24 protein-coding genes and 1 riboswitch are annotated in these 21,736 nt (G+C 32.3%); of the genes, 11 read left to right on the plus strand and 13 right to left on the minus strand.

The features are described from left to right. Positions 1–127: 127 nt before the first annotated feature. From NHF47_RS04565 to NHF47_RS04590, 6 genes are all read left to right on the plus strand, one after another. Positions 128–865: a type III pantothenate kinase gene (locus NHF47_RS04565; RefSeq protein WP_252763826.1), complete on the plus strand. Its 738-nt coding sequence runs from the start codon at positions 128–130 to the stop codon at positions 863–865. Then, complete coding sequence (locus NHF47_RS04570; RefSeq protein WP_252763827.1) at positions 858–2,108, plus strand: hypothetical protein; 1,251 nt, start codon at positions 858–860, stop codon at positions 2,106–2,108. Before NHF47_RS04565 ends, NHF47_RS04570 begins: the two co-directional genes overlap by 8 nt. A gap of 23 nt (positions 2,109–2,131) precedes the next feature. Further along, positions 2,132–3,502, plus strand: coding sequence for a lipopolysaccharide assembly protein LapB (locus tag NHF47_RS04575; protein WP_252763828.1), 1,371 nt, complete (start codon positions 2,132–2,134; stop codon positions 3,500–3,502). Position 3,503: 1 nt separating this feature from the next. Further along, entirely contained in the window at positions 3,504–4,064 is a 561-nt protein-coding gene (gene lptC / locus NHF47_RS04580) for an LPS export ABC transporter periplasmic protein LptC (protein ID WP_252763829.1), read from the plus strand. 240 nt (positions 4,065–4,304) lie between these two features. Beyond that, positions 4,305–5,573 (plus strand): hemolysin family protein, encoded by a 1,269-nt coding sequence (locus NHF47_RS04585; protein WP_252763830.1) that lies wholly within the window; start codon positions 4,305–4,307, stop codon positions 5,571–5,573. A 96-nt stretch (positions 5,574–5,669) separates the two neighbouring features. Beyond that, positions 5,670–7,763: a peptidylprolyl isomerase gene (locus NHF47_RS04590; protein ID WP_252763831.1), complete on the plus strand. Its 2,094-nt coding sequence runs from the start codon at positions 5,670–5,672 to the stop codon at positions 7,761–7,763. Between the two features lie 275 nt (positions 7,764–8,038). Here the strand turns inward: NHF47_RS04590 and NHF47_RS04595 are convergent, their stop codons facing one another. The 4 genes from NHF47_RS04595 to NHF47_RS04610 all read right to left on the minus strand — a co-directional run bounded on the left by NHF47_RS04595 (position 8,039) and on the right by NHF47_RS04610 (position 10,178). Then, on the minus strand, positions 8,039–8,272 hold the full coding sequence (locus NHF47_RS04595) for a hypothetical protein (protein WP_252763832.1): 234 nt from the start codon (positions 8,270–8,272) through the stop codon (positions 8,039–8,041). A gap of 156 nt (positions 8,273–8,428) precedes the next feature. Further along, positions 8,429–9,004, minus strand: coding sequence for a hypothetical protein (locus NHF47_RS04600; protein WP_252763833.1), 576 nt, complete (start codon positions 9,002–9,004; stop codon positions 8,429–8,431). Positions 9,005–9,338: 334 nt separating this feature from the next. Further along, on the minus strand, positions 9,339–9,722 hold the full coding sequence (locus NHF47_RS04605; RefSeq protein WP_252763834.1) for a hypothetical protein: 384 nt from the start codon (positions 9,720–9,722) through the stop codon (positions 9,339–9,341). Positions 9,723–9,746: 24 nt separating this feature from the next. Beyond that, positions 9,747–10,178 (minus strand): hypothetical protein, encoded by a 432-nt coding sequence (locus NHF47_RS04610; protein WP_252763835.1) that lies wholly within the window; start codon positions 10,176–10,178, stop codon positions 9,747–9,749. Positions 10,179–10,332: 154 nt separating this feature from the next. On the opposite strand from NHF47_RS04610, the gene greA reads away from it, so the two are divergent. Together greA and NHF47_RS04620 are read left to right on the plus strand one after the other, a co-directional pair. Next, positions 10,333–10,809 (plus strand): transcription elongation factor GreA, encoded by a 477-nt coding sequence (greA, locus tag NHF47_RS04615; RefSeq protein WP_140999184.1) that lies wholly within the window; start codon positions 10,333–10,335, stop codon positions 10,807–10,809. A 3-nt stretch (positions 10,810–10,812) separates the two neighbouring features. Then, positions 10,813–11,202 (plus strand): HIT family protein, encoded by a 390-nt coding sequence (locus tag NHF47_RS04620; protein ID WP_252763836.1) that lies wholly within the window; start codon positions 10,813–10,815, stop codon positions 11,200–11,202. Between the two features lie 33 nt (positions 11,203–11,235). On the opposite strand, the gene NHF47_RS04625 is transcribed toward NHF47_RS04620, so the two are convergent. Beyond that, entirely contained in the window at positions 11,236–12,390 is a 1,155-nt protein-coding gene (locus NHF47_RS04625; RefSeq protein WP_252763837.1) for a PAS domain-containing sensor histidine kinase, read from the minus strand. A gap of 174 nt (positions 12,391–12,564) precedes the next feature. On the opposite strand from NHF47_RS04625, the gene NHF47_RS04630 reads away from it, so the two are divergent. The 3 genes from NHF47_RS04630 to aat all read left to right on the plus strand — a co-directional run bounded on the left by NHF47_RS04630 (position 12,565) and on the right by aat (position 14,581). Next, complete coding sequence (locus tag NHF47_RS04630) at positions 12,565–13,440, plus strand: flavin reductase family protein (RefSeq protein WP_252763838.1); 876 nt, start codon at positions 12,565–12,567, stop codon at positions 13,438–13,440. 11 nt (positions 13,441–13,451) lie between these two features. Beyond that, positions 13,452–13,829: a DUF3127 domain-containing protein gene (locus tag NHF47_RS04635; protein WP_252763839.1), complete on the plus strand. Its 378-nt coding sequence runs from the start codon at positions 13,452–13,454 to the stop codon at positions 13,827–13,829. Positions 13,830–13,924: 95 nt separating this feature from the next. Continuing rightward, positions 13,925–14,581 (plus strand): leucyl/phenylalanyl-tRNA--protein transferase, encoded by a 657-nt coding sequence (gene aat / locus NHF47_RS04640; RefSeq protein WP_252763840.1) that lies wholly within the window; start codon positions 13,925–13,927, stop codon positions 14,579–14,581. Here aat and NHF47_RS04645 read toward each other — a convergent pair. The 8 genes from NHF47_RS04645 to thiS all read right to left on the minus strand — a co-directional run bounded on the left by NHF47_RS04645 (position 14,570) and on the right by thiS (position 21,282). After that, positions 14,570–15,280 carry a HesA/MoeB/ThiF family protein gene (locus tag NHF47_RS04645; protein ID WP_252763841.1) on the minus strand — a complete coding sequence of 237 codons (711 nt, stop codon included), beginning with the start codon at positions 15,278–15,280 and terminating at the stop codon, positions 14,570–14,572. The two genes, aat and NHF47_RS04645, sit on opposite strands and share 12 nt — an antisense overlap. Positions 15,281–15,285: 5 nt before the next feature. Further along, entirely contained in the window at positions 15,286–16,401 is a 1,116-nt protein-coding gene (thiH, locus tag NHF47_RS04650; RefSeq protein WP_252763842.1) for a 2-iminoacetate synthase ThiH, read from the minus strand. 39 nt (positions 16,402–16,440) lie between these two features. After that, positions 16,441–17,211 carry a thiazole synthase gene (locus tag NHF47_RS04655; RefSeq protein ID WP_252763843.1) on the minus strand — a complete coding sequence of 257 codons (771 nt, stop codon included), beginning with the start codon at positions 17,209–17,211 and terminating at the stop codon, positions 16,441–16,443. Beyond that, entirely contained in the window at positions 17,198–17,821 is a 624-nt protein-coding gene (locus NHF47_RS04660; protein WP_252763844.1) for a thiamine phosphate synthase, read from the minus strand. Before NHF47_RS04660 ends, NHF47_RS04655 begins: the two co-directional genes overlap by 14 nt. Next, positions 17,814–18,569, minus strand: coding sequence for a hydroxymethylpyrimidine/phosphomethylpyrimidine kinase (locus NHF47_RS04665; protein WP_252763845.1), 756 nt, complete (start codon positions 18,567–18,569; stop codon positions 17,814–17,816). Before NHF47_RS04665 ends, NHF47_RS04660 begins: the two co-directional genes overlap by 8 nt. Then, positions 18,536–19,129 carry a thiamine phosphate synthase gene (locus tag NHF47_RS04670; protein ID WP_252763846.1) on the minus strand — a complete coding sequence of 198 codons (594 nt, stop codon included), beginning with the start codon at positions 19,127–19,129 and terminating at the stop codon, positions 18,536–18,538. The genes NHF47_RS04665 and NHF47_RS04670 overlap by 34 nt, the downstream gene beginning before the upstream one ends. Positions 19,130–19,210: 81 nt before the next feature. Beyond that, positions 19,211–21,034: a phosphomethylpyrimidine synthase ThiC gene (thiC, locus tag NHF47_RS04675; RefSeq protein ID WP_252763847.1), complete on the minus strand. Its 1,824-nt coding sequence runs from the start codon at positions 21,032–21,034 to the stop codon at positions 19,211–19,213. A 41-nt stretch (positions 21,035–21,075) separates the two neighbouring features. Then, positions 21,076–21,282, minus strand: a complete 207-nt coding sequence (gene thiS, locus NHF47_RS04680; protein ID WP_252763848.1) for a sulfur carrier protein ThiS — start codon at positions 21,280–21,282, stop codon at positions 21,076–21,078. A gap of 64 nt (positions 21,283–21,346) precedes the next feature. Further along, positions 21,347–21,444, minus strand: a riboswitch (TPP riboswitch). Positions 21,445–21,736 lie beyond the last annotated feature (292 nt).

The raw sequence follows: 21,736 nt of genomic DNA on the forward strand, positions 1-21,736 counted from the left end.
AGGTACCTTCCAGATTCAGAAAGGTTGCTTGCTGAATGCGGGTGCAAATATAGAACCCTTTTTGTAATTTCCAAAACATTTTTTTAAAAAAATCAATTTGTATATTTGTCAGCTCAAAAAATAAAAGATGCTTTTAACTATTGATGTCGGAAATACTAAAATTAAATGTGCTGTATTTGAGCAAAATACACTTTTAGATAAATTTATATTTGACCAAAATGAAGCTTTAAATTTTTTTAAAAAAATTTTTAAAAAATTTAATACAATTCGTTTTTCTATAGCTTCTTCTGTAGGGAAATTAGAAAAAGAGTGTCTTAGTTATGTAGAAAAGCATTCTAAGTTATTAGTAATTACGCATCAATTTTCCTTTCCATTTGAGAATTTGTATAAAACACCTACTACTTTGGGAATTGATCGAATGGTGTTAGCTTCAGGAGCTAGTTTATCATTTCCGAATACGAATTGTTTAATTATAGATGCAGGAACTTGTATTACTTATGACTTTTTAAATGATAAAGGACAGTATTTTGGTGGAGCTATTTCACCTGGGTTGCAACTTAGATATAAATCTTTACACAATTACACCGAAAAATTACCGTTATTAGAAAAAGAAACTATAGATTTTTTTATTGGTCAAAACACAAATGAGTCCATACATTCGGGAATAATTAATGGAATTGTCCATGAAATAGAAGGGTTTATTTCACAATATTTTCTTAAATATCAACATTTAACAATAATTTTAACAGGAGGCGATGCAGATTTTTTGGCTAAAAGATTAAAAAGCACCATATTTGCCAATTCAAATTTTTTACTAGAAAGTTTGAATTTATTATTTAATTATGTACAAACACAAAATGATTAAAAATTGTATAATTTGTTTAGTGCTTCTTGTTAGTACTATTGCTTTTTCTCAAAGAAATACTTCTTCGCCATATTCATTTTATGGTTTGGGTGAGATAAAATTTAAAGGCACACAAAGTTCTAGAGCCATGGGAGGGCTTGGTATTGAAGGTGATAGTGTGAGTTTAAATTTATTAAATCCAGCTTCTTATTCTCATTTAAAATTAACTACTCTTGGAATTGGAGGAACAACTACTTTTGCTAATTTCTACAATGAAAGCACTAGTGAAAATGCTAAAAATACAGGGTTGGATTATTTGGCAGTTGGAATTCCTATGGGAAAATTTGGTGCATCCTTCGGATTGATGCCATTTAGTGCTGTGGGTTATAATATTTCAAACACTGAAGAGGATGAATTTGGAATCCAAACTATTAAAACAGCCTCTGGTGTGGGAAATATAAACCGTTTTTTTATAGGTGGTTCTTATATGTTCAATAAAAACCTAAGCGTAGGTGCCGATATACAATATAATTTTGGTGCAATTGAAACGAAATCTAATGAAAGAATTTCAAATATTCAGTTGCAATCTAGAGAATTGAATTCTTCTAGAATAACAGGAATGTCTTTGAATTTTGGAGCCTTATATAATAGAAAAATTACAGACAAACACTCTTTGTATGCCAGTTTAACCTATGCACCAGAAGCGAAATTAAATTCGGAAAATGAAAGAAATCTTGCAACAGTAACGTATACTGCAAATGGTACAGAAGTAGTAAATGACTCAGAAGATGTTCCAGTTAATAATACTGATATGGTTATTCCTTCTAAATTAGCGGTTGGTCTTGGTATTGGAGAAAGAAATAAATGGATGGTAGGAACTGAAGTTACCTTTCAAAATAATAGTAAATTAGTCAATCGATTTGATGATTTTACTGGGGGAACCTATGAAGATTCGCAAAAATATGTTATAGGAGGTTATTATATTCCTAAATTTGATTCCTACACAAGTTATTTAAACAGAGTAGTTTATAGAGCAGGATTTAGATATGAAAATGTTGGCTTAGTCATTAAAGATAAAAGCATCCAAGATTATGGCATGACTTTTGGACTTGGATTACCACTTGGGTTTTCTAAAATCGATTTAGGCTTTGAATACGGTGTTAGAGGAACTAAGTATTATAACTTAATTAGAGAAAACTATTTCAACATAAGTGTTGGCTTATCATTAAGCGATAAATGGTTTAAGAAACGTAAAATTGATTAGTAATTTTTTAGAATAGTAATAAAATGAAAACTAAATTATCTTTATTATTTGTAATTGCAGCAGGATTTTTTGCACAAGCACAAAACAATGAGGCATGTACAGAAACATTAAGCTTAATGGCTTCTTCTGTTAAAGCTAAGGATCCAGCTGGATATGATTATTTAACAACTTTAAGAAAAGATTGTCCTTCTTTTGATAAAAGAGTTTATTCTTATGGAGAGTTTGCAATCAAACAAAAAATAGATCAAGCATCTGGAGCTGAAAAAGAAAAGTATGTTCGTGATTTAATGAAATTTTATGATGAAAATTATAAATATTTTCCAAGTGAAGGTGCTGGTGTAGATATGAAAAAAGGACTTGCGTTATTTAATTATAAAGTAGGTACAAAAGAAGAAGTTTTTAGTCTTTTTGATAAAGCATTTACTTCAGATAAAGCAAATTTTGATTCAACAAGAGCACTTTATGCTTACTTTGAAATCTTTGTTAAAGATTATGAAGCAGGAAATAAAGGAATTGAATTGCAACAAGTTTTTGATAAATATGATGATATCTTAGAAAAATTAAACGGATTAGAAAAAGAGTTCTCTGATGCTAAAGATGTTTTAATTTCTAAAGAAGAATCAGGACAACAATTAGACAGTAAAGAAGCTAAAGCAAAAAGCAGATACGAAGGGAATTTAGAAGATATTGCAACCGTAACTTCTAGTATGGATGCTATTATTGTTCAATTATCAACTTGTGATAAGTTAATTCCATTCTATCAAAAATCTTTTGAGCAAAACAAAACAAATAAAGTATGGTTGTTAAGAGCAGCTGATCGTTTAGAAGCAAAAGAATGTGATGGAGACCCATTGTTCTCAAAAATTTCTGAAGCTTTGTTAAAAGTAGATCCAAGTGCTCCTGCATATGAAAAACAAGGAATTGTAGAGTACCAAAAGAAAAATATTTCAAAAGCTGTGGAGTATTTAAACAAAGCGGCTGAAATGTATACTGACAATTCTAAAAAAGCGAATGTTTACATGAAGATTGCTTCGATTTATTCTAAATCAAACAAAAGCCAATCTCGTAACTACGCTAAAAAAGCATTAGCAGTTAAGCCTTCTTATGGTAAAGCTTATTTATTAATTGCGCAACTATACGGAAGCAGTATTAATGATTGTGGTTCTGACCAATTCGAAAAAAGAGCGATGTACTGGTTAGCTGCTAACTATTGTGATAAAGCAGCTGCAGCTGATTCTTCATTAAAAGCTACAGCGGCTAAAATGGCAGCGGGTTATAGAGCAGCAGCTCCATCTAAAACTGAAATTTTCAGTCACCCAAAAGGAAATATGTCAGGAAAAAGAATTGCTTTTGACTGCTGGGTTGGTGAAAGTATAACGGTTCCTACCTTATAAAATGAATAAAAAAAATAGAAATATATTGAATATAGTCATGATACTAAGTATCATGACTATATTTTTTTCATGTGAAGGCTCTTTAAAAGATGTGCAAAAATTCAATCGCTCCTCTTTTTTTCCATCAGGTGAAGCAGATTCTATTAATTTAAAATACACCGATTCTGGAAAGGTAAAATCGATTCTTAGAAGTAAAAAAATGTTAGATTACAGTAATATTACGAATGCTTTTACTGAATTTCCACAAGGTGTTGTGGTAACCATGTTTGATGAAAAAAATCAAACAACCATTATAGAGTCGGATTATGCTATTTCTTATAAAAAAACAGACATTATCGACCTACAAGGTAATGTAACTATCACCTCTCATGATGGTAAAAAATTAGAAACACAACAATTGTATTTCGACCAAAAAAACGAATGGTTCTTCACAGAGAAACACTTCAAATACTCTGATGGAACAGGTGGTTATCTTCAAGGTCCTGGAGTAGATTTTAGTAAAGATTTCAAGATTTTCAACATGCAAACCACTAATGGAGAAATAAATAACGTAGAAGAATAACAATAGTTATAGTATCGAATTTATTTATTATTTTTGGTGAAAATTAATTAAAATGAAATATACCAAGTATATTCAATACGTGTACATTCTATTTGCTGTGTTTTTTATCTATGATGCATTTGTAAGATATCAAAACAATCAAAGCTTCATAATTAGTATTCTATTTGCGCTTTTAGCCACTTTTATGTTCTTCTTTAAAAGGAGATTTTACAACAAATATAAAAACGGTCAAAAATAAGTATGGAAATAGCCATCATTGTTATTTGCTTACTTTTATCAGCCTTTTTTTCAGGTATGGAAATCGCTTATGTTTCTTCCAACAAAGTTTTCTTATCTATTGAAAAGAAACAAAACAACTTCAATGCAAAAATTCTATCAAAACTAACTGAAAAGCCTTCCCAGTTTATAACCGCTATGTTGGTGGGTAATAATGTGGTTTTAGTAATTTATGGAATTTATTCTGGAGATTTGTTAATGCATTGGATTAATTCGTTAAGTTATCATTTCTCCCCTTTTGCTAGTTTATTGTTGCAAACACTTTTATCTACTGCTGTTATTCTAATGACAGCGGAATTTCTACCAAAGGTTTTTTTTCAAATTTATGCCAATTCTTTTATCAAATTGTTTGCTGCACCAGCCTATTTGTTTTATCAATTGTTTTATTGGGTTTCCAAATTCATTATTTGGATTTCTGATTTTATTTTAAAAAGATTTTTTAAAACAGATGGTGATCAAGTGCAAGATTACTTTAGTAAAGTTGAACTAGGAAATTACATTAGTGAACAAATGAACAGTATTTCAGATGAAGATGAAATTGATTCTGAAATACAAATTTTTCAAAACGCACTTGAATTTTCTGACTTAAAAGCGAGAGATATCATGACGCCTCGTACAGAAATAGCTGGTTTGGATATTTTGGATACCGTTACTGAATTGAAAGAATTATTTGTTAGTACCGGTTATTCTAAGATTGTGGTATACCAAAATTCCATAGATGATATTTTAGGTTATGTGCATTCTTTTGAATTATTTAAAAAACCAAAAACGATAAAATCAGTCATGATTCCTATTGAATATGTACCTGAAACTATCTATATCAAAGATTTATTAGACATCTTAACAAAAAAACGAAAAAGTATGGCTGTTATTTTGGATGAATACGGTGGTACTTCAGGAATTATAACAGTAGAAGACATTATTGAAGAACTTTTTGGTGAAATTGAAGACGAACATGATTTAGACGAGGAATTAATTGATGAAAAAATTGAAGAGGATGTGTATTTGTTCTCTGCAAGATTAGATGTAGAGTTCATCAATCAAAAATACAATTTAGATATTCCTGAAAATGATTCGTATAGTACTTTAGGTGGTTTTATTGTGCATAATACCAAAGAAATCCCTCAAAATAAAGAAAAAATAAAGATTGAAAACTTTGAAATTACTATCCATTCTGCGTCAAATAAAAAGATAGAATTGGTGCGACTTTCCATCTTAGAAGAAAAACAATAAAGAAATCGTAAAAAATTAATAGAAATTATAACTTTTCTGTTTTATTATTAAATAGATAATTGTATTTTCGCCCACTGAATTAAATTAATATACAAAATGGCAGTTTTAAATAATATTAGAAAACGTTCTGGATTACTTATCATTATTATTGGTTTTGCATTATTTGCATTCTTAATTCCAGAGTTATTTAAAAGTGGTTTTAGCATAAATAGTAACAACATTGGTGAAGTAAATGGGACTGACATCAATGGTCAAGAGTTTATGAAGAAAACAGCTCAACTTGAAAAACAAAGTCAACAAGGGCAAATGAGTGCTACACAAGCAATGAACTCTGTTTGGGAACAAGAAGTAAGAAGTATCATTGTAGAGGAGCAAATTGAAAAAATAGGATTAGGAATTGGGAAAGAGCAATTAATTAATGTAATTAAAGCCAACCCATATTTCGCTCAAAATCCACAGTTTTTAAATGAAGCAGGAACTTTTGATGAAAATAAATTCAAAGAATTTGTAAAATCTATTCAAAATGATCCTAATCAAGACCGTTGGGTACAATGGCAAGAATTTGAAGATCAAGTTGAAAAATCAGCTGTAGAGCAATTGTATTACAATATGCTTAAAGGTGGAATCTATACAACACAAGCAGAAGGTAAATTCAAACATGTTTTAGATACTAAAAAAGTAGATTTCGATTATGTAACGGTAGCTTTCTCAACAGTAAATGATGATGAAGTTAAAGTTTCTGATGATGAAATAATGGCTTACATGAAGAAAAATCCTAAAAAATACAAATCTGATCCAACAAGAAACATTGATTATGTATTTTTTGAAAACAAACCTTCTCAACAAGACGAGAAAGATTTAGAAACACAATTCTATGGTTATATTAATGGAAGTGTGGATGGTACAGATACTATTCCAAGTTTCAAAAATGTGAAAGTAGAAAATGTTGCCGCTTTTGTAAATAAAGAATCTGAAACGCCATTTGATTCCACATATGTAACAAAAAACAATCTTCCAATTGAATTCCAAGAGCAGTTATTTAACTTATCTACAGGTGAAGTTTTTGGTCCTTATGTAAATAATGGAACGCAGTCTTTATCAAGAATGATGGGAAGAAAATCAAATGCTAGTGCTAAAGCAAGTCATATTTTATTGGCTTACGAAGGAGCACAAAGCTCTTCTGCAACGAGAACAAAAGAAGAAGCACAAGCTTTAGCTAATTCTTTGATGGCTCAAGTAAAAGCAGATCCAAACAGTTTTGCAGCATTGGCTTTAGCAAACTCTGATGATCCAGGGTCAAAAAATAATGGTGGTGAATATGACAATATTACTCCAGGTCAAATGGTACCCACTTTCAACGACTTTGTATTCAACAATCCTGTAGGAAGTTTAGGAGTAGTTGAAACAGATTTTGGTTTCCACGTAATTAAAGTATTAGCAAAATACGATGCGGTTCAATTAGCTACTATTACTAAAAAAGTAGAGCCTTCTGATAAAACTATCGATGACAACTACAATATGGCAAGTAAATTTGAGTCGGATGCGGCTGACAAAAACTTTGAAGAAGTTGCTAAAAATGCGAAAGCAACCATTGTACCAGCAAACAACTTAAGACCATCTGACGAATATGTACAAGGTTTAGGCGCTCAAAGAGAAATTGTACGTTGGGCATTTAATGACGAAACAAACAAAGGAGATATCAAACGTTTTGAAACACCTAAAGGTTTTGTGGTTGCTACGTTAAAAGATAAGAATGAAACAGGTTTATTAAGCATGGAAATTGCAAGACAATCTGTAGGATCTATCTTAAGAAATGAGAAAAAAGCAGAAGCGATTAAAAAGAAAATGAACGGAACTACATTAGAAAATGTAGCGAAAGCAACAGGAGGTTCAGTAAATACGGCAACCGATGTAGCTTTAGGAAATCCAACTATTATGAATATTGGTGCTGAGCCAAAAGTTGTAGGTACTGCTTTTGATTTAGAAGCTGGTAAAACTTCTGGATTAGTAGTAGGTAACAGTGGTGTATTCATGGTAAAAACTAAAAAAGTAACCAACGCTCCTGAAACTAAAGATTTCTCTAACTTGGTAAGCCAAAAACAAATGCAAGAAGCAAATTCAGCACAACAAAGAGCGTATCAAGCGTTAAAAGACAAAGCAGATATTACCGATAACAGAGGTAAATACTAATAAAGATCTATTTCTTACATACAAAAGCCCTTACAATCTGTAAGGGCTTTTTTTATGTCTCAATAGTTTCAATTGAATCGTTGTTTTATCTTTGAATTCATCATTGTTCCAAAAAGAATTAAAACGGCTTACAATCGCTTTTAAATAACAAATAATGCTATGGTTTGATTGTAATTATAAACAAACATATACAAGTTGTCTTGTTCCTTACTTTATTTGTGTAGTGAAACTGGTATATAAAGTGTGTTATTTCTCTTTTCCAATTCAAAGATTCCCTACTCTGAGTCTTCGATTTCGTGAAGTAGCGGTACAACAGTTAGACTACTACAGTATGTGACGTTGTTTACAAGTGCAAGAAAGCATACTCCTGCAGTATTTTTCAAATATACAAGTGCAAGAAGGTATACTCCTGCAGTATTTTTAAAATTTACAAGTGCAAGAGAGTATACTCCTACAGTATTTTTAAAATTTACAAGTGCAACAAGGCATATTCCTACTGTAAGTGACATTAGTGACAAGTGTATTAGAGTAGGTTACAGTAGTATGTGTCTTAAAAACCATTTACCTTTAGATTAGGTGTTGATGACTCTTTTAAAATAACAAAAGCCACAGTGATGTGGCTTTTTGTTTTTGTATACTTTGCGGGCACGGAAAACATTTCCGCGCTATCGGGGTATATCATCAATAAATTCTATTTTGGAAATATTGTCTTTTTTAATAAAAGTAATTTGATGATGGTTATTAGAAAAAAGACTATCACAAATTATTTTGAAATCCGATTTTAAAATCCATTCATAATTTTTATTAATTTCTTTTAAAGATAAACCCATTATTTTTTCTGAAATTGAAAATTCTAAATCAGCACATTGAAAGGGTAAAATTAACTTTGGTTTTTTTAAGAGTGTAACATGAACAGTTTGATTAGCATTTGATATGTTCCAGATTTCAGGTCTTTTACTATTATCTATTCCAGTGATATAGCCGCATTTAGATTCTGTTAAATCACAAAAATCAATCTCACCATAATCATTTAAATGTAAGGTATCTTTTGATTTATTTAATATTTCTGCTTTAAAAGTTATCTTTGAAAATCGACACCAATCTCTTTTTAATTTTACAAAATCTATAATAATTTCGTTAATTCTACCCTTAATAGCACTTTCATTATTTTCCTTTTTGCAACTTAATAAGATAAACAGTAATAAACCTAAAAAATGAATGTAGTATTTATTTCTTTTCATTTGTTTCTTCTTTAAATATTATTTCTTGTTGAAAATCTTTATCCCAATCTTTTGGAAGAACCTCAATAGGTTTTAAATTGACAAAAGGGCTTGGTAAAGCTGGATTTTCATCTTGATTGACACTCCCGATAGCGCGGATTTATAATCCGTGCTTCTAAATTTAGTGTTATTACAAATATAAAGTAAACTTTTGCGTCAATATTTGAAAAAAAATGGGGTTATTGGGAGTAGTTGTATTATTATTTTATTTGAATTCAGTACGGATTAAATCCTTGATAATTTCTCTAATGGCGTAAATAAATCAGAGCTGTTTAGTCTATTTACTTTAAACTGATCAATACGGTTTAAAAAACACAACAGTTGTTTTACATTCGTTATATTTTCCTAGATCTATCATACTATTTTTTGGATTTTTAACAGAATAATAAACCTTAAATTTTTTATTTAAATATTTCAATTTAAGCGATTTTGATCCAATAAAATCAACTCCAACTCTTCCTTCTAAAGTGTCATTCCCAACAATATAATTGTAATACAGATAACTTTTTCTGCTTGCTTCTACTGTTACTCTAGTCACTACGCCATAAGTTTTGATACTATTCTGTTTGAGACTAAATTGATTATAAGCTTGATATGATAAAGCGTACACAAATAGTATAAAGATAATAATCCCAAAAATAATTTTAAGTAAAGTATCTTGCTCTTTGCTTATATTCATACTTTTTTCTGAGGAATATATCGATTAATTGTATACGCGTAAAGTGCTTGAGTTTACTTGTTGCACTCGATATTGTTTCATCGGATATTGCTTACCTTGGGCCTGACCCGTAAAAAAACTATATTCAGCATCATCACAAGCACAAACTGCTTTGATACCATTAATAGTCATGGTAGAACATGTGCTTAAAGGTTGGTTTGGGCAAGCCGCATCAAATGCCACATAATTATTACTTCCTGCATTAAAAACAAATACGCCTCTGATTCCAGCAGCGCCATTATTGATATAAACCGAATTACTTACAAATTGTAAATTATTATATTCTGGTAAATTCAGATTGATAGTTAAATCAACCGGATAATTTGGTAAATAAGGATTGTTATTGTTTATTCCATTGTCTTTACTGCAACTTAAAAAAAGTGCGATAAATAAAGAGAAAATCAAGTGTCTTTTCATTTTTTAGGATGGATTTTAAATTTCAAATTTAATTTATTTAATTTTGACTCACTAAAAAACCGTCATAAATTAATTTTAAAAAAAATAATTATTACCTTTGCGTAAAGGAATCCCATCAAATGGGATTCTTTCTATTTATATAAACGATGAAGTTATGAGCACAGTATCTTATTACACAGCAGAAGGATTAAAAAAACTAAGAGAAGAATTAGATCAATTAAAAAGTATAGAACGTCCAAAAGCATCACAAGCAATTGCGGAAGCGAGAGATAAAGGAGATTTGTCTGAAAATGCGGAATACGATGCCGCAAAAGAAGCACAAGGTCTTTTAGAAATGAAAATTGCAAAAATGGAAGAATTAGTGGCAAATGCTCGTTTAATTGACGAGTCTCAATTGGATGTTTCCAAAGCTTTGGTGTTATCTACCGTTAAAATTAAAAACCAAACGAACGGTATGGAGATGAAATATACTTTAGTTGCAGAAAGTGAAGCAGATTTAAAGTCTGGAAAAATTTCTGTAACATCTCCAATTGGGAAAGGTTTGTTAGGTAAAAAAGTAGGTGAAATTGCCGAAATAAAAGTACCAAATGGAACCTTGAATTTTGAAGTTTTAGAAATTACAAGAGACTAAAATATGGCTTCTATTTTTACAAAAATTATTGAAGGAGAAATCCCCTGTTATAAAATTGCAGAAGATGAAAATTATATTGCTTTTTTAGATGTGAACCCGAATGCGAAAGGACATACATTATGTGTGCCAAAGCAAGAAATCAATAAGATTTTTGACATGGAAGAAGATTTATATCTGCAATTAATGTCTTTTTCTAGAAAAGTAGCCAAAGCCATAGAAAAAACAATAGAATGTAAAAGGGTAGGTGTTGCAGTCGTAGGTTTAGAAGTACCTCATGTTCACGTACATTTAATTCCTTTACAAGATATGGATGATATGCGTTTTCAAAGAAAAGTAAGCCTTGAAAAAGCTGAATTTGAAAGTGTTGCACAAGCTATAGCAGCTAATTTATAATAAAAAAATCCCGATTTATTCGGGATTTTTTTATTAGTGATTGGTTTTAAAATAACTCACCTGTATGGTGGTTCCTTTTCCAATTTCTGAGTGTACCACTCTGATGTTGCCTTTATGATATTCTTGTACAATTCTTTTCGTTAAGGATAATCCTAAACCCCAACCTCTTTTTTTAGTAGTAAAGCCTGGTTCGAATATTTTTGAAAATTGATTTTTAGGAATACCTTTTCCGGTATCGGTTACTCTAATTCGTACTTTGTTTTTATCCTCTGTAATAGAAATATCTAATTTTCCTTTACCTTTCATAGCATCAATAGCATTTTTGACTAAATTTTCAATGGTCCAACTGTGTAAAATAGGATTTATTGAAATTTCAATAGGATGTTTAGGTGCGGTAAATTGGAAAACCACATGATTCGAAGATCGTGATTTTAAATATTCAAACGAATTTTTAGTTTCTTCTACAATGTCTACCAATTCTAAGACGGGTTCACTACCAATTTTTGAAAAACGATCTGTAATTGTTTGTAGTCGATTAATATCTTTCTCAATTTCTAAAATGGTTGAAGGCTCGACATTATCTAATTTTAAAATTTCTAACCAACCAATTAAAGAAGATAGTGGCGTTCCAATTTGATGTGCGGTTTCTTTTGCCATACCTGCCCAAAGTTTATTTTGTGTGGCCATTTTAGTGGCTCTATAAAAATTATAAACAACGGCTCCAAATAAAATGATAATTAAAACTAACGCAATCGGATAATATTTTAACTTGTTTAATAAGGCCGAATTTCCATAGTAAATTAAGCGATAATCATCATTAGAAAGATCCATTTTAATCGGTTGATTCTCCGATTTTATTTTTTCAAAGAGCTTTTTTACTTGAATACTGTCATTTTCGATTTCGGGATCTAAATTATTACTGTTTAAAATCATACCCTCATTGTTCACTTCTATCATTGGATTGGAACCATTTGCTTGTATAATTTTAAAAGGCAAACCAACGTCGGTATCCCCATCAGCATTCGCTAAGGTTTTTTGGGCTGCAACCCAAAGTTCCATTTTTTTTCTTTCATCATTCTTGAAGATTTGAAAAAAAACATAGGTGTTCCATAAAATGACAATAACGATTAAGAAGGAGGCTAAAATGATAAACCAACGGGTTATATTTCTTTTTTCAGAAAATTGCATATTTAATATTTGTAAGTAAAAATAGTAAAATCCCAATCAAGATGATAATGGTCTATAGATAAAACGTAAAATAGATTTAGATATTTTATAAAGAGCTTCTTGTTAAAGATATTCTCCGAAATCCATTTGGGTTGGTCTTAAAAATATGTAAATTTGTAAAAATCTTATTTACGAATGATATCTATTAATCCAAAAGACGTTACACCAGCTAAATTACAAGGCTATTTGCAAGGAGCTGTAGCACCTAGACCTATTGCGTTTGCAAGTACTATTGATGAAAATGGAAATCCAAATTTATCACCATTTAGTTTTTTTAATGTTTTTAGTGCCAATCCACCGATATTAATTTTTTCACCAGCAAGAAGAGTACGGGATAATACGATTAAACATACTCTAATTAATGCACATAGTACAAAAGAAGTAGTGATTAATGTGGTAAATTATGATATAGTGCAGCAAATGTCACTTTCTAGCACCGAATATCCTGATGGTGTGAATGAATTTGAAAAAGCGGGTTTAACAATGCTTCAATCAGATATAGTAAAGCCTTTTCGAGTAGCAGAAAGTCCCGTGCAATTTGAATGCAAAATAAATGAAATTATAGCATTAGGAAATGAAGGTGGAGCTGGAAATTTAGTGATTTGTGAAGTGGTAAAAATACATATTGCGGAATCCGTTTTAGATGCAAATGGAGGTATCGATCAGCATAAGATTGATTTGGTAGCGCGTTGTGGTGGGAATTGGTATTCTAGAGCCAATAGCGGTTTATTTGAAGTTGAAAAACCGCTTTCAACTATGGGAATTGGGGTAGATGCTATTCCCGAATTTATTAAGAAAAGTACGGTTTTCTCTGGAAATGATTTAGGAATTTTAGGAAATGTCGAAAGTATTCCAAACGAAGAAGAAATTACTATCTTTGTAAACGAAAATTTTGGAGTAAAAGCCGTTTTGAGCAGTGATGACGAAATCAAAAAACACGAACTTGCCAAGCAGTATATTGATAAAAATGAGGTTTTAAACGCTTGGAAAGTATTATTAGCAAATAAATAAAATTATAAGAAATGGAAGTAACAGGAAGAGTAAAAGTGATTAACCCAGTACAACAGGTTAGTGCAACATTTAAGAAAAGAGAGTTAGTGGTTACCACAGAAGAACAATATCCACAACATATTATGATTGAGTTTACTCAAGATAAAACAGATTTATTAAATAATTATACACCTGGGGAACAAGTTAAAGTTTCTATTAATTTAAGAGGAAGAGAATGGGTAAACCCACAAGGTGAAACTAAATATTTTAATTCTATTCAAGGTTGGAGAATTGAAAAATTACAACCTGAAGCACCAGTAACTGGGCAAATGCCTCCAATGCCAGCTGCAGATGCTTTTGAACCAGCAACTAATTTTAATGAAGAAGAACACGACGATCTTCCTTTTTAAAAACAATACAATATCAAGTACAAGTCAGAAGTTTTAGTGAACACTATAATTTCTGACTTTTTTAATACCAAATTTTTAATTTCGAATTTTATAACATGCATTTTTTAACAAAAGACATTTATTTTCCACCAGTGGAGGAAGCTTCACCTGAAGGTATATTGGCTGTAGGTGGTGATTTATCCATAGAGCGTCTTTTGCTAGCTTATAAAAGTGGTATTTTTCCTTGGTTTGAAGAGGATGAACCTATTCTTTGGTGGGCACCTGAGGAACGTATGGTATTGTTTTTTGAAGATTTGAAAATTTCAAAAAGTATGCGAAACGTACTCAATCAAAATAAATTTAAAGTCACATTTAATACGGCTTTTAAAGAAGTGATTTCCCATTGCAAAAAAATAGTTAGAAAAGACCAACCGGGCACTTGGATTACCAATGAGATGGTGGAAGCCTATTGTAAACTACATGAAATAGGAGTGGCTAAAAGTGTGGAAGTCTGGTTAAATAATGAATTAGTAGGTGGCTTATATGGTGTCGATTTAGGTCATATCTTTTGTGGTGAAAGTATGTTTTCCAAAGTTTCCAATGCAAGTAAAGTCGCATTTATTCATTTGGTAAAATTTTTGGAACAAAACAACTATCGCATTTTGGATTGCCAAGTCTATAATGATCATTTAGCCTCATTAGGTTGTGTGGAAATTGATAGAGATGATTTTATGATGGTTTTGCAACATGGTATATCCAATTTAAAAACGTAGCTTCCTAAATTGCCATTCCAAAGTATTCAACACAATCAGTTCATTAGTTAAACAAGGTAAATCGGTAATTACTTTTAAGGTTTCATGAGCCATCATTGTACCAATAATACCTGGTAAAGTACCTAAAACACCGTTCAAGCTACAATTAGGAACGTCTTCTGGATTCGGTGGTTCTGGAAAAATATCTCTAAGATTTTTACTTCCTTTATGATTGAACACAGCAACTTGTCCTTCAAATTTTAAAATACTACCATAAACTAATGGCTTTCCTAGTTTTACACAAGTATCGTTTACCAAATAACGCGTCGTAAAATTGTCACAACCATCAATCACAATGTCAAAAGAAGCAAGAATAGACTCACAAGTAGCAGTTGTAATTTTTTCATTAAAGACACTATAATTTAGGTTCGGATTTAACTCTTTCAATAGTTCTAAGGCAATAGTAGCTTTTGGGGAACCAATCTGATTTTCGCGATATAAAATTTGACGGTGTAAATTGGATAATTCAATTACATCAAAATCAACAATACCAATTGTCCCTACACCTGATGCTGCTAAATATTGTAAAATAGGACAACCTAAACCACCAGCTCCAATTACTACTACTTTAGCCTTTTTAATTTTTTCTTGACCTTCGTTTCCTATTTCAGGAAGTAACATGGGTTTTGTGTAACGTAAATAATCTTCAATTTCAAGCATAGTTTTTAAGAATTATAATTTGCATCCCAATCTTTCCATACTGGTTCGTATCCTTGTTGTTTGATGATTGCAGCGATTACATCAGCCGAACGTTCGTCACTAGTTTCAAATTGTTCCAAAGATTGTTTGTCTACACTATAACCACCAGGATTGGTCTTTGAACCTGCGCTCATGGTAGTTGTTCCAATAGGAATAATATGATTTCTGAAATTCTCATTTTCTCGAGTTGAAATCGAAATTTCTAAATCGGGATTCCAAATGCGATAAGCACAAATTAATTGTGTAAGGTCTTTATCGTGCATAATAAAGTTAGGCTCTATTATGCCTTCTGCTGGTCTAAGTCTAGGAAAGGATACCGAATATTTAGTTTGCCAATAGTTTTTCTGTAAATAATCGATATGTAAGGCATTAAAGAAACTATCGGTTCGCCAATCTTCCAAACCTAATAATACGCCCAAACCTATTTTATGAATACCCGCTTTTCCAATGCGATCTGGTGTTTCTAAACGAAATTCAAAATTTGACTTTTTCCCTTTTGGATGATAGTGCTTGTAGACTTCTTGATGATAGGTTTCTTGGTAAACCAAAACGGTATGTACACCCGCTTGATGCAAACTGATATATTCAGATTCACTAAGTGGCTGTACTTCTACTGAAATAGTAGCAAAATGTTTTTTTATGATTTCTATGGTATTTAAAAAATAGTTGATGTTAACGGTATAATTGGCTTCTCCTGTAACCAATAAAACATGATTAAACCCAGCTTTTTTTAACACTTCAATTTCTGCTTTTATTTCCGTATCTGTTAGTGTTTTTCTTTTTATCTTATTGTCTAAACTGAAACCACAATAGGTACATATATTTTGGCATTCGTTGCTTAAATATAATGGAGCATACATTTGTATGGTTTTTCCAAAGCGTTGTTTCGTTAGCAAATGACATTTTTGTGCCATAATTTCTAAATATTCAGAAGCTACGGGCGCAATAAGATGCAAGAAATCTGTTAACGTGCATTTCTCTTTCGAAAGGCTTTTTTCCACATCTGCTGCTGTAGTTTGATATATTTTTTTTTGAATGGTTGCCCAATCATATTGTTTGAATATTTCGTTAAAGGTGCTCATCTGTTTTGGTTTAGAAAAAAGGACTAATTAAGAATGTCTTTATTCATTTAAAAAAGCGGTTAAAGGGCTAGAAGCTTGTGCTAAATCAGATACCTGACCTAACTGCGCCTCATACGCTTTTCTTCCAGCAAATACGGCTTCTTTAAAAGCTTCTGCCATTAATTTTGGGTTTTGTGAAACGGCAATTGCTGTATTTACCAAAACAGCATCGGCTCCTATTTCCATTGCTTTTGCCGCATCAGATGGGGCGCCAATACCAGCATCAACTATTACGGGTACTTTGCTTTGCTCTATAATAATTTCTAAAAAGTCGATTGTTTTTAATCCTTTATTACTCCCAATAGGCGAACCTAAAGGCATAACTGCAGCCGTGCCAGCATTTTCTAAAAGTTTGCATAAAACGGGATCTGCATGAATATAAGGTAAGACAATAAAACCTTCTTTTGCCAAAACTTCAGTAGCTTTTAGGGTTTCAATAGGGTCAGGTAATAGGTATTTAGGGTCGGGATGAATTTCTAATTTTAAGATTGAGGTTTCAAATGCATCTCTGGCCAATTGAGCGGCAAGAACTGCCTCTTTAGCATTCCGCGCACCAGAAGTATTGGGTAACAAATGAATATGTTTATGATTCAGATGAGACAGAATGCTATCAGTTTCAGTTTCAAAATCGACTCTTTTTAAAGCTACAGTGACTAATTCACTTTCTGAAGCCAAAATAGCTTCTTCCATTTGTTGGTTGGAACCAAATTTACCCGTTCCTAAAAATAATCGAGAAGTGAAGGAAGTTGTTCCTATTTTAAATGGTGACATGTATTTTTTCGTTTAGTGTTGTTATAAGTGATGGGTTTTGGGTAAGTAGACTAGAGATTGCCACCCCATAAAGACCAGTCTCAATTAGTAAATCGATATCTTCTAAAGTAATACCTCCAATGGCTATTACTGGTATAAAAATGTTTTCTTGTTTCATTCTCTGAAGCAATGTCTGGTAACCTTCTAATCCTAGAATAGGACTTAGTTTTTGTTTGGTATTAGTAAAACGGAAAGGGCCAAGACCAATATAAGTACAGTTTTCGTGTGTTCTTTGTACTATATGTTCCCATGTATTTGCTGTTCCACCAATAATTTTTTGGTTGCCTAAAATATTCCTTGCGGCTTTAATAGGCATATCTTCTAGTCCTAAGTGCACACCGTCTGCATCTAGTTGATAAGCCAAGTCTACCTTGTCATTAATAATGAAAGTAGCTTCATACGATTGACAAAGAGCTTTGGTTTGTTCTGCAACGGTATAAAAATCTTGTGCATTGGCATTTTTAAAACGCAATTGAATCCATTTACAACCATGATCCAAAACATTTTTAATGTTTGAAAGTTGTTCTTCTATGGTGTTTCCTTGTGAAATATACTGTAGTTTGTTATGCATAATGATATCCTAATAAAGTGGGATTGGAATTGAGATAGTTTTCAATATATAATTTGGCTTTTTTACAGGAAAAGTATACATCTTCTCCTAAAGCAAGATGTGCGGCAATAGCAGTCGCTAAGACACATCCTGAACCGTGTTTTGGATACAGAACCTTATGGGTTGGTGGTATACTTGTTTTTTTATTTGCAATGAATAAATCATCTGTACCAGTGTTTGCTTTGTTGTGACCTCCTTTTAAAAGTACAGCACAATAGTCGGATAGGGCTAAAGCTCCGTTTTCGATACTGTAACCCAACGGAATTAATTTTACAATCTCTTGATAATTCGGTGTAATTATATCTACTTGTTTGAGTATATGGTACAATTGCATTTGGTTTTCAATCTTTAAAAAGTCGAAAGCTGTACTGGAGCGCAAAACTGTATCCCAAACGATTTTTACTTCTGGAGCCCATTTTTTGCAAGCAAAAATCACTTTTTCTAAATAGTCTAAAGAAGGCACAATACCAATTTTAACCACTGAAACAGGATAAGTTTCTAAAAGTACATGTATAGATTCCAAAACAAAGTCAAGGGGTATCCATGTTGTTTTTACAAAGGTACTTTCGGTTTGAATCGTATTTGCAGTTAAAACGGATAAACCATATACTTGAAGTTGTTCCAATGTTTTAATGTCTGCTAAAACACCAGCACCTCCAGAAGGATCTAAACCAGCTATGGTAAGTAGGTATGGACGATTTTTTGACATTTTTTAAAATTTTTAATAGGGTTGGTACTGTTCCAAATGGAGCCAAGCAAAGCCACGTCATCGAAGCCCTCTGTTAGAGTTGCTGCTATATTTTCGGCTGAAATTCCTCCTAAAGCAATCCATTTAGTTTTCCAGTTGGTTCGTTCTTTTGTTTGTTCTAAGAGGTTTTGTGTAGGCTTATAATCTACTTTAGAAATACTAGGATAAATCGGACTTATAAAAGCAGCATCGTATCGTTCGGATAAAAAGTTAAAATCAACTATTGTATGAACAGAAGTTGATAAAAACGGAACTGGTTTTTGAAAGTCATCAGGAATAGAGCGCCTTACTTTTTCTGTAAAATGTAGCCTTTCCAACTGAAATTCTTCCACTAAATGATGCTGTTGATGCAATACCAATTTAGAATGGTATTTTGGATCAATAGCATTTATATAGAACCGTAATTCTTCTTCGGATGCATCTGGTTTACGAATATGAAACAACTCCAAACCTTCTTCAAAAAGCGCTTGGATTATTTGGTGTTCGTTTACTATTTCCGTTGGATTTGAAATTACTATCATGATTTTTCTTTTATGAAATCTAAGTTCTCGATACATTTTTTATTCCGTTTCTCTCCATAAAATCACTCGAACTGACGATTTCTACAAATAAAGTTCTTTTCCGTTTTCGATAAATTCTTCCGACATTTCTTGCATGCCTTTTTCAGCTGCTGCGGTATCTCTAATTTCTTGAGAAATCTTCATAGAACAAAATTTGGGACCACACATCGAACAAAAATGGGCTACTTTGGCACCATCTGCAGGTAAGGTTTCATCATGAAATTCTCTAGCGGTGTCTGGGTCAAGTGCCAAGTTAAATTGGTCTTCCCAACGAAATTCAAATCGGGCTTTACTCAAAACATTATCTCTATATTGCGCTCCTGGATGTCCTTTCGCTAAATCGGCTGCATGAGCGGCAATTTTATAGGTAATTACACCATCTTTAACGTCTTTTTTATTGGGTAAACCCAAATGCTCTTTAGGTGTTACATAACACAGCATGGCACAACCATACCAACCAATCATAGCGGCTCCAATCGCTGAAGTAATATGATCATAACCAGGTGCAATATCGGTTGTTAAGGGGCCTAAAGTGTAGAAAGGAGCTTCGGAACAATGCTCTAATTGTTTGTCCATATTTTCTTTTATCATATGCATGGGTACGTGACCAGGGCCTTCAATAAAGACTTGAACATCATGTTTCCAAGCTATTTTAGTCAATTCGCCTAACGTTTCTAATTCAGCAAATTGAGCGGCATCATTAGCATCAGCAATTGAACCCGGACGTAAACCATCTCCCAAAGAAAACGCAACATCATATTGTTTCATGATTTCACAAATTTCTTCAAAATGGGTATATAAAAAGTTTTCTTTATGATGGTACAAACACCATTTTGCCATGATAGAACCTCCACGAGAAACAATGCCCGTCACCCGATTTGCAGTAAGATGAATATAGCGTAATAACACACCTGCATGAATGGTAAAATAGGAAACACCTTGTTCCGCTTGCTCAATCAAAGTATCTCTAAATATTTCCCAAGTTAAATCTTCAGCCACGCCTTTTACTTTTTCTAAGGCTTGATAAATAGGTACTGTTCCGATAGGTACTGGGGAATTACGAATAATCCATTCTCTGGTTTCATGAATGTTTTTACCTGTGGAAAGATCCATAATAGTATCAGCACCCCAACGACATGCCCAAACGGCTTTTTCAACTTCTTCTTCAATACTTGAAGTGACTGCACTGTTTCCAATATTAGCGTTAATTTTCACCAAAAAGTTTCTTCCGATAATCATGGGTTCACTTTCAGGGTGATTGATATTGTTTGGAATAATGGCACGACCAGCGGCTACTTCACTGCGTACAAATTCGGGAGTAATTTTGCTTTTAGGCGTATTGGCACCAAAACTTTCGCCTGCATGTTGGCATTGCATTGCTTTGATTTGGGTTTCTTGTTGTTCAATACGTTGGTTTTCGCGAATCGCAATATATTCCATTTCTGGAGTAATGATGCCTTTTTTAGCATAATACAGTTGGGTTACATTGGCTCCTTTTTTGGCACGCATGGGTTTGTGTAAGAACTCGAAACGCAAATGGTCTAGTTCTGGGTTATATAAGCGTTCTTTACCATATTCAGAAGAAATTTCGGCTAATTCTTCCACATCACCACGGTCTAAAATCCATTGTTCGCGTAAACGAGGCAGTCCTTTTTTAACATCGATTGCTACATTGGTATCGGTATAAGGACCCGAAGTATCATAAACAGTAATAGGCGGGTTTTTTTCCACACCACCTTTGGCTAATTTGGTATCAGACAAGGTGATTTCGCGCATGGCAACTTTTATAGGATATAATTGTCCCTCGATGTATACTTTTTTAGAGTTGGGAAAAGGAGTACGTGATATTTTTTCTTCGTTTGTCATAATTTATTTAGTTGAAAGATTGAAAGATTAAAATAACCCTATTAACCACCTTGAGTAGCAGTAATAATTAGTATTGTATCTGTTGGAGAAAGAAAATAATGTTCCCATTGATTTTTGGGTACCACCATTTCGTTTACGGCAATAGCAATGCCGTTTTGTTTCGTAGGAAGTTCGACATCGATTAATTGTTGAATAGTAATCGATGGGCGATCGAAGGTCTTGTTTTTGTCGTTGATTTTTAATTCCATTCCTGAGTGATTTTAGTATATAGGTATACTTTAGGAATGGCTGTAACGGTACTAATAAGTACCAAGAAGTCATCTTACTTTTCCCTACGCTAGTATGAACTAGATCAGGTTCAGAGGGTAAAATCTCAGCCTGTAACATTACAGACACCCCTAAAGTGTGAAACAAATGTAGTAAAATGAAATGAAAAAAAACTGGAAAACAAAATAAAATAACAAAATAGCAGCAAGAGGTTTTATTTGTTTTGTAAGCATTAATTTTAATTTTTTATAGAATTACAAGTGCAACAAGGCATCCTCCTGCAGTATTTTTCAAATATACAAGTGTAATAGAGCATATTCCTACAGTATTTTTGAAATATACAAGTGCAATAGAGCATCCTCCTATAGTAAGTGATACTAATTGCAAGTGTATTAATGTAGGTTACAACTGTATGTGATACTAATTACAAGTGTA

It is taken from the genome of Flavobacterium sp. NRK F7 (genome assembly GCF_024054195.1).
Lineage (GTDB): Bacteria > Bacteroidota > Bacteroidia > Flavobacteriales > Flavobacteriaceae > Flavobacterium.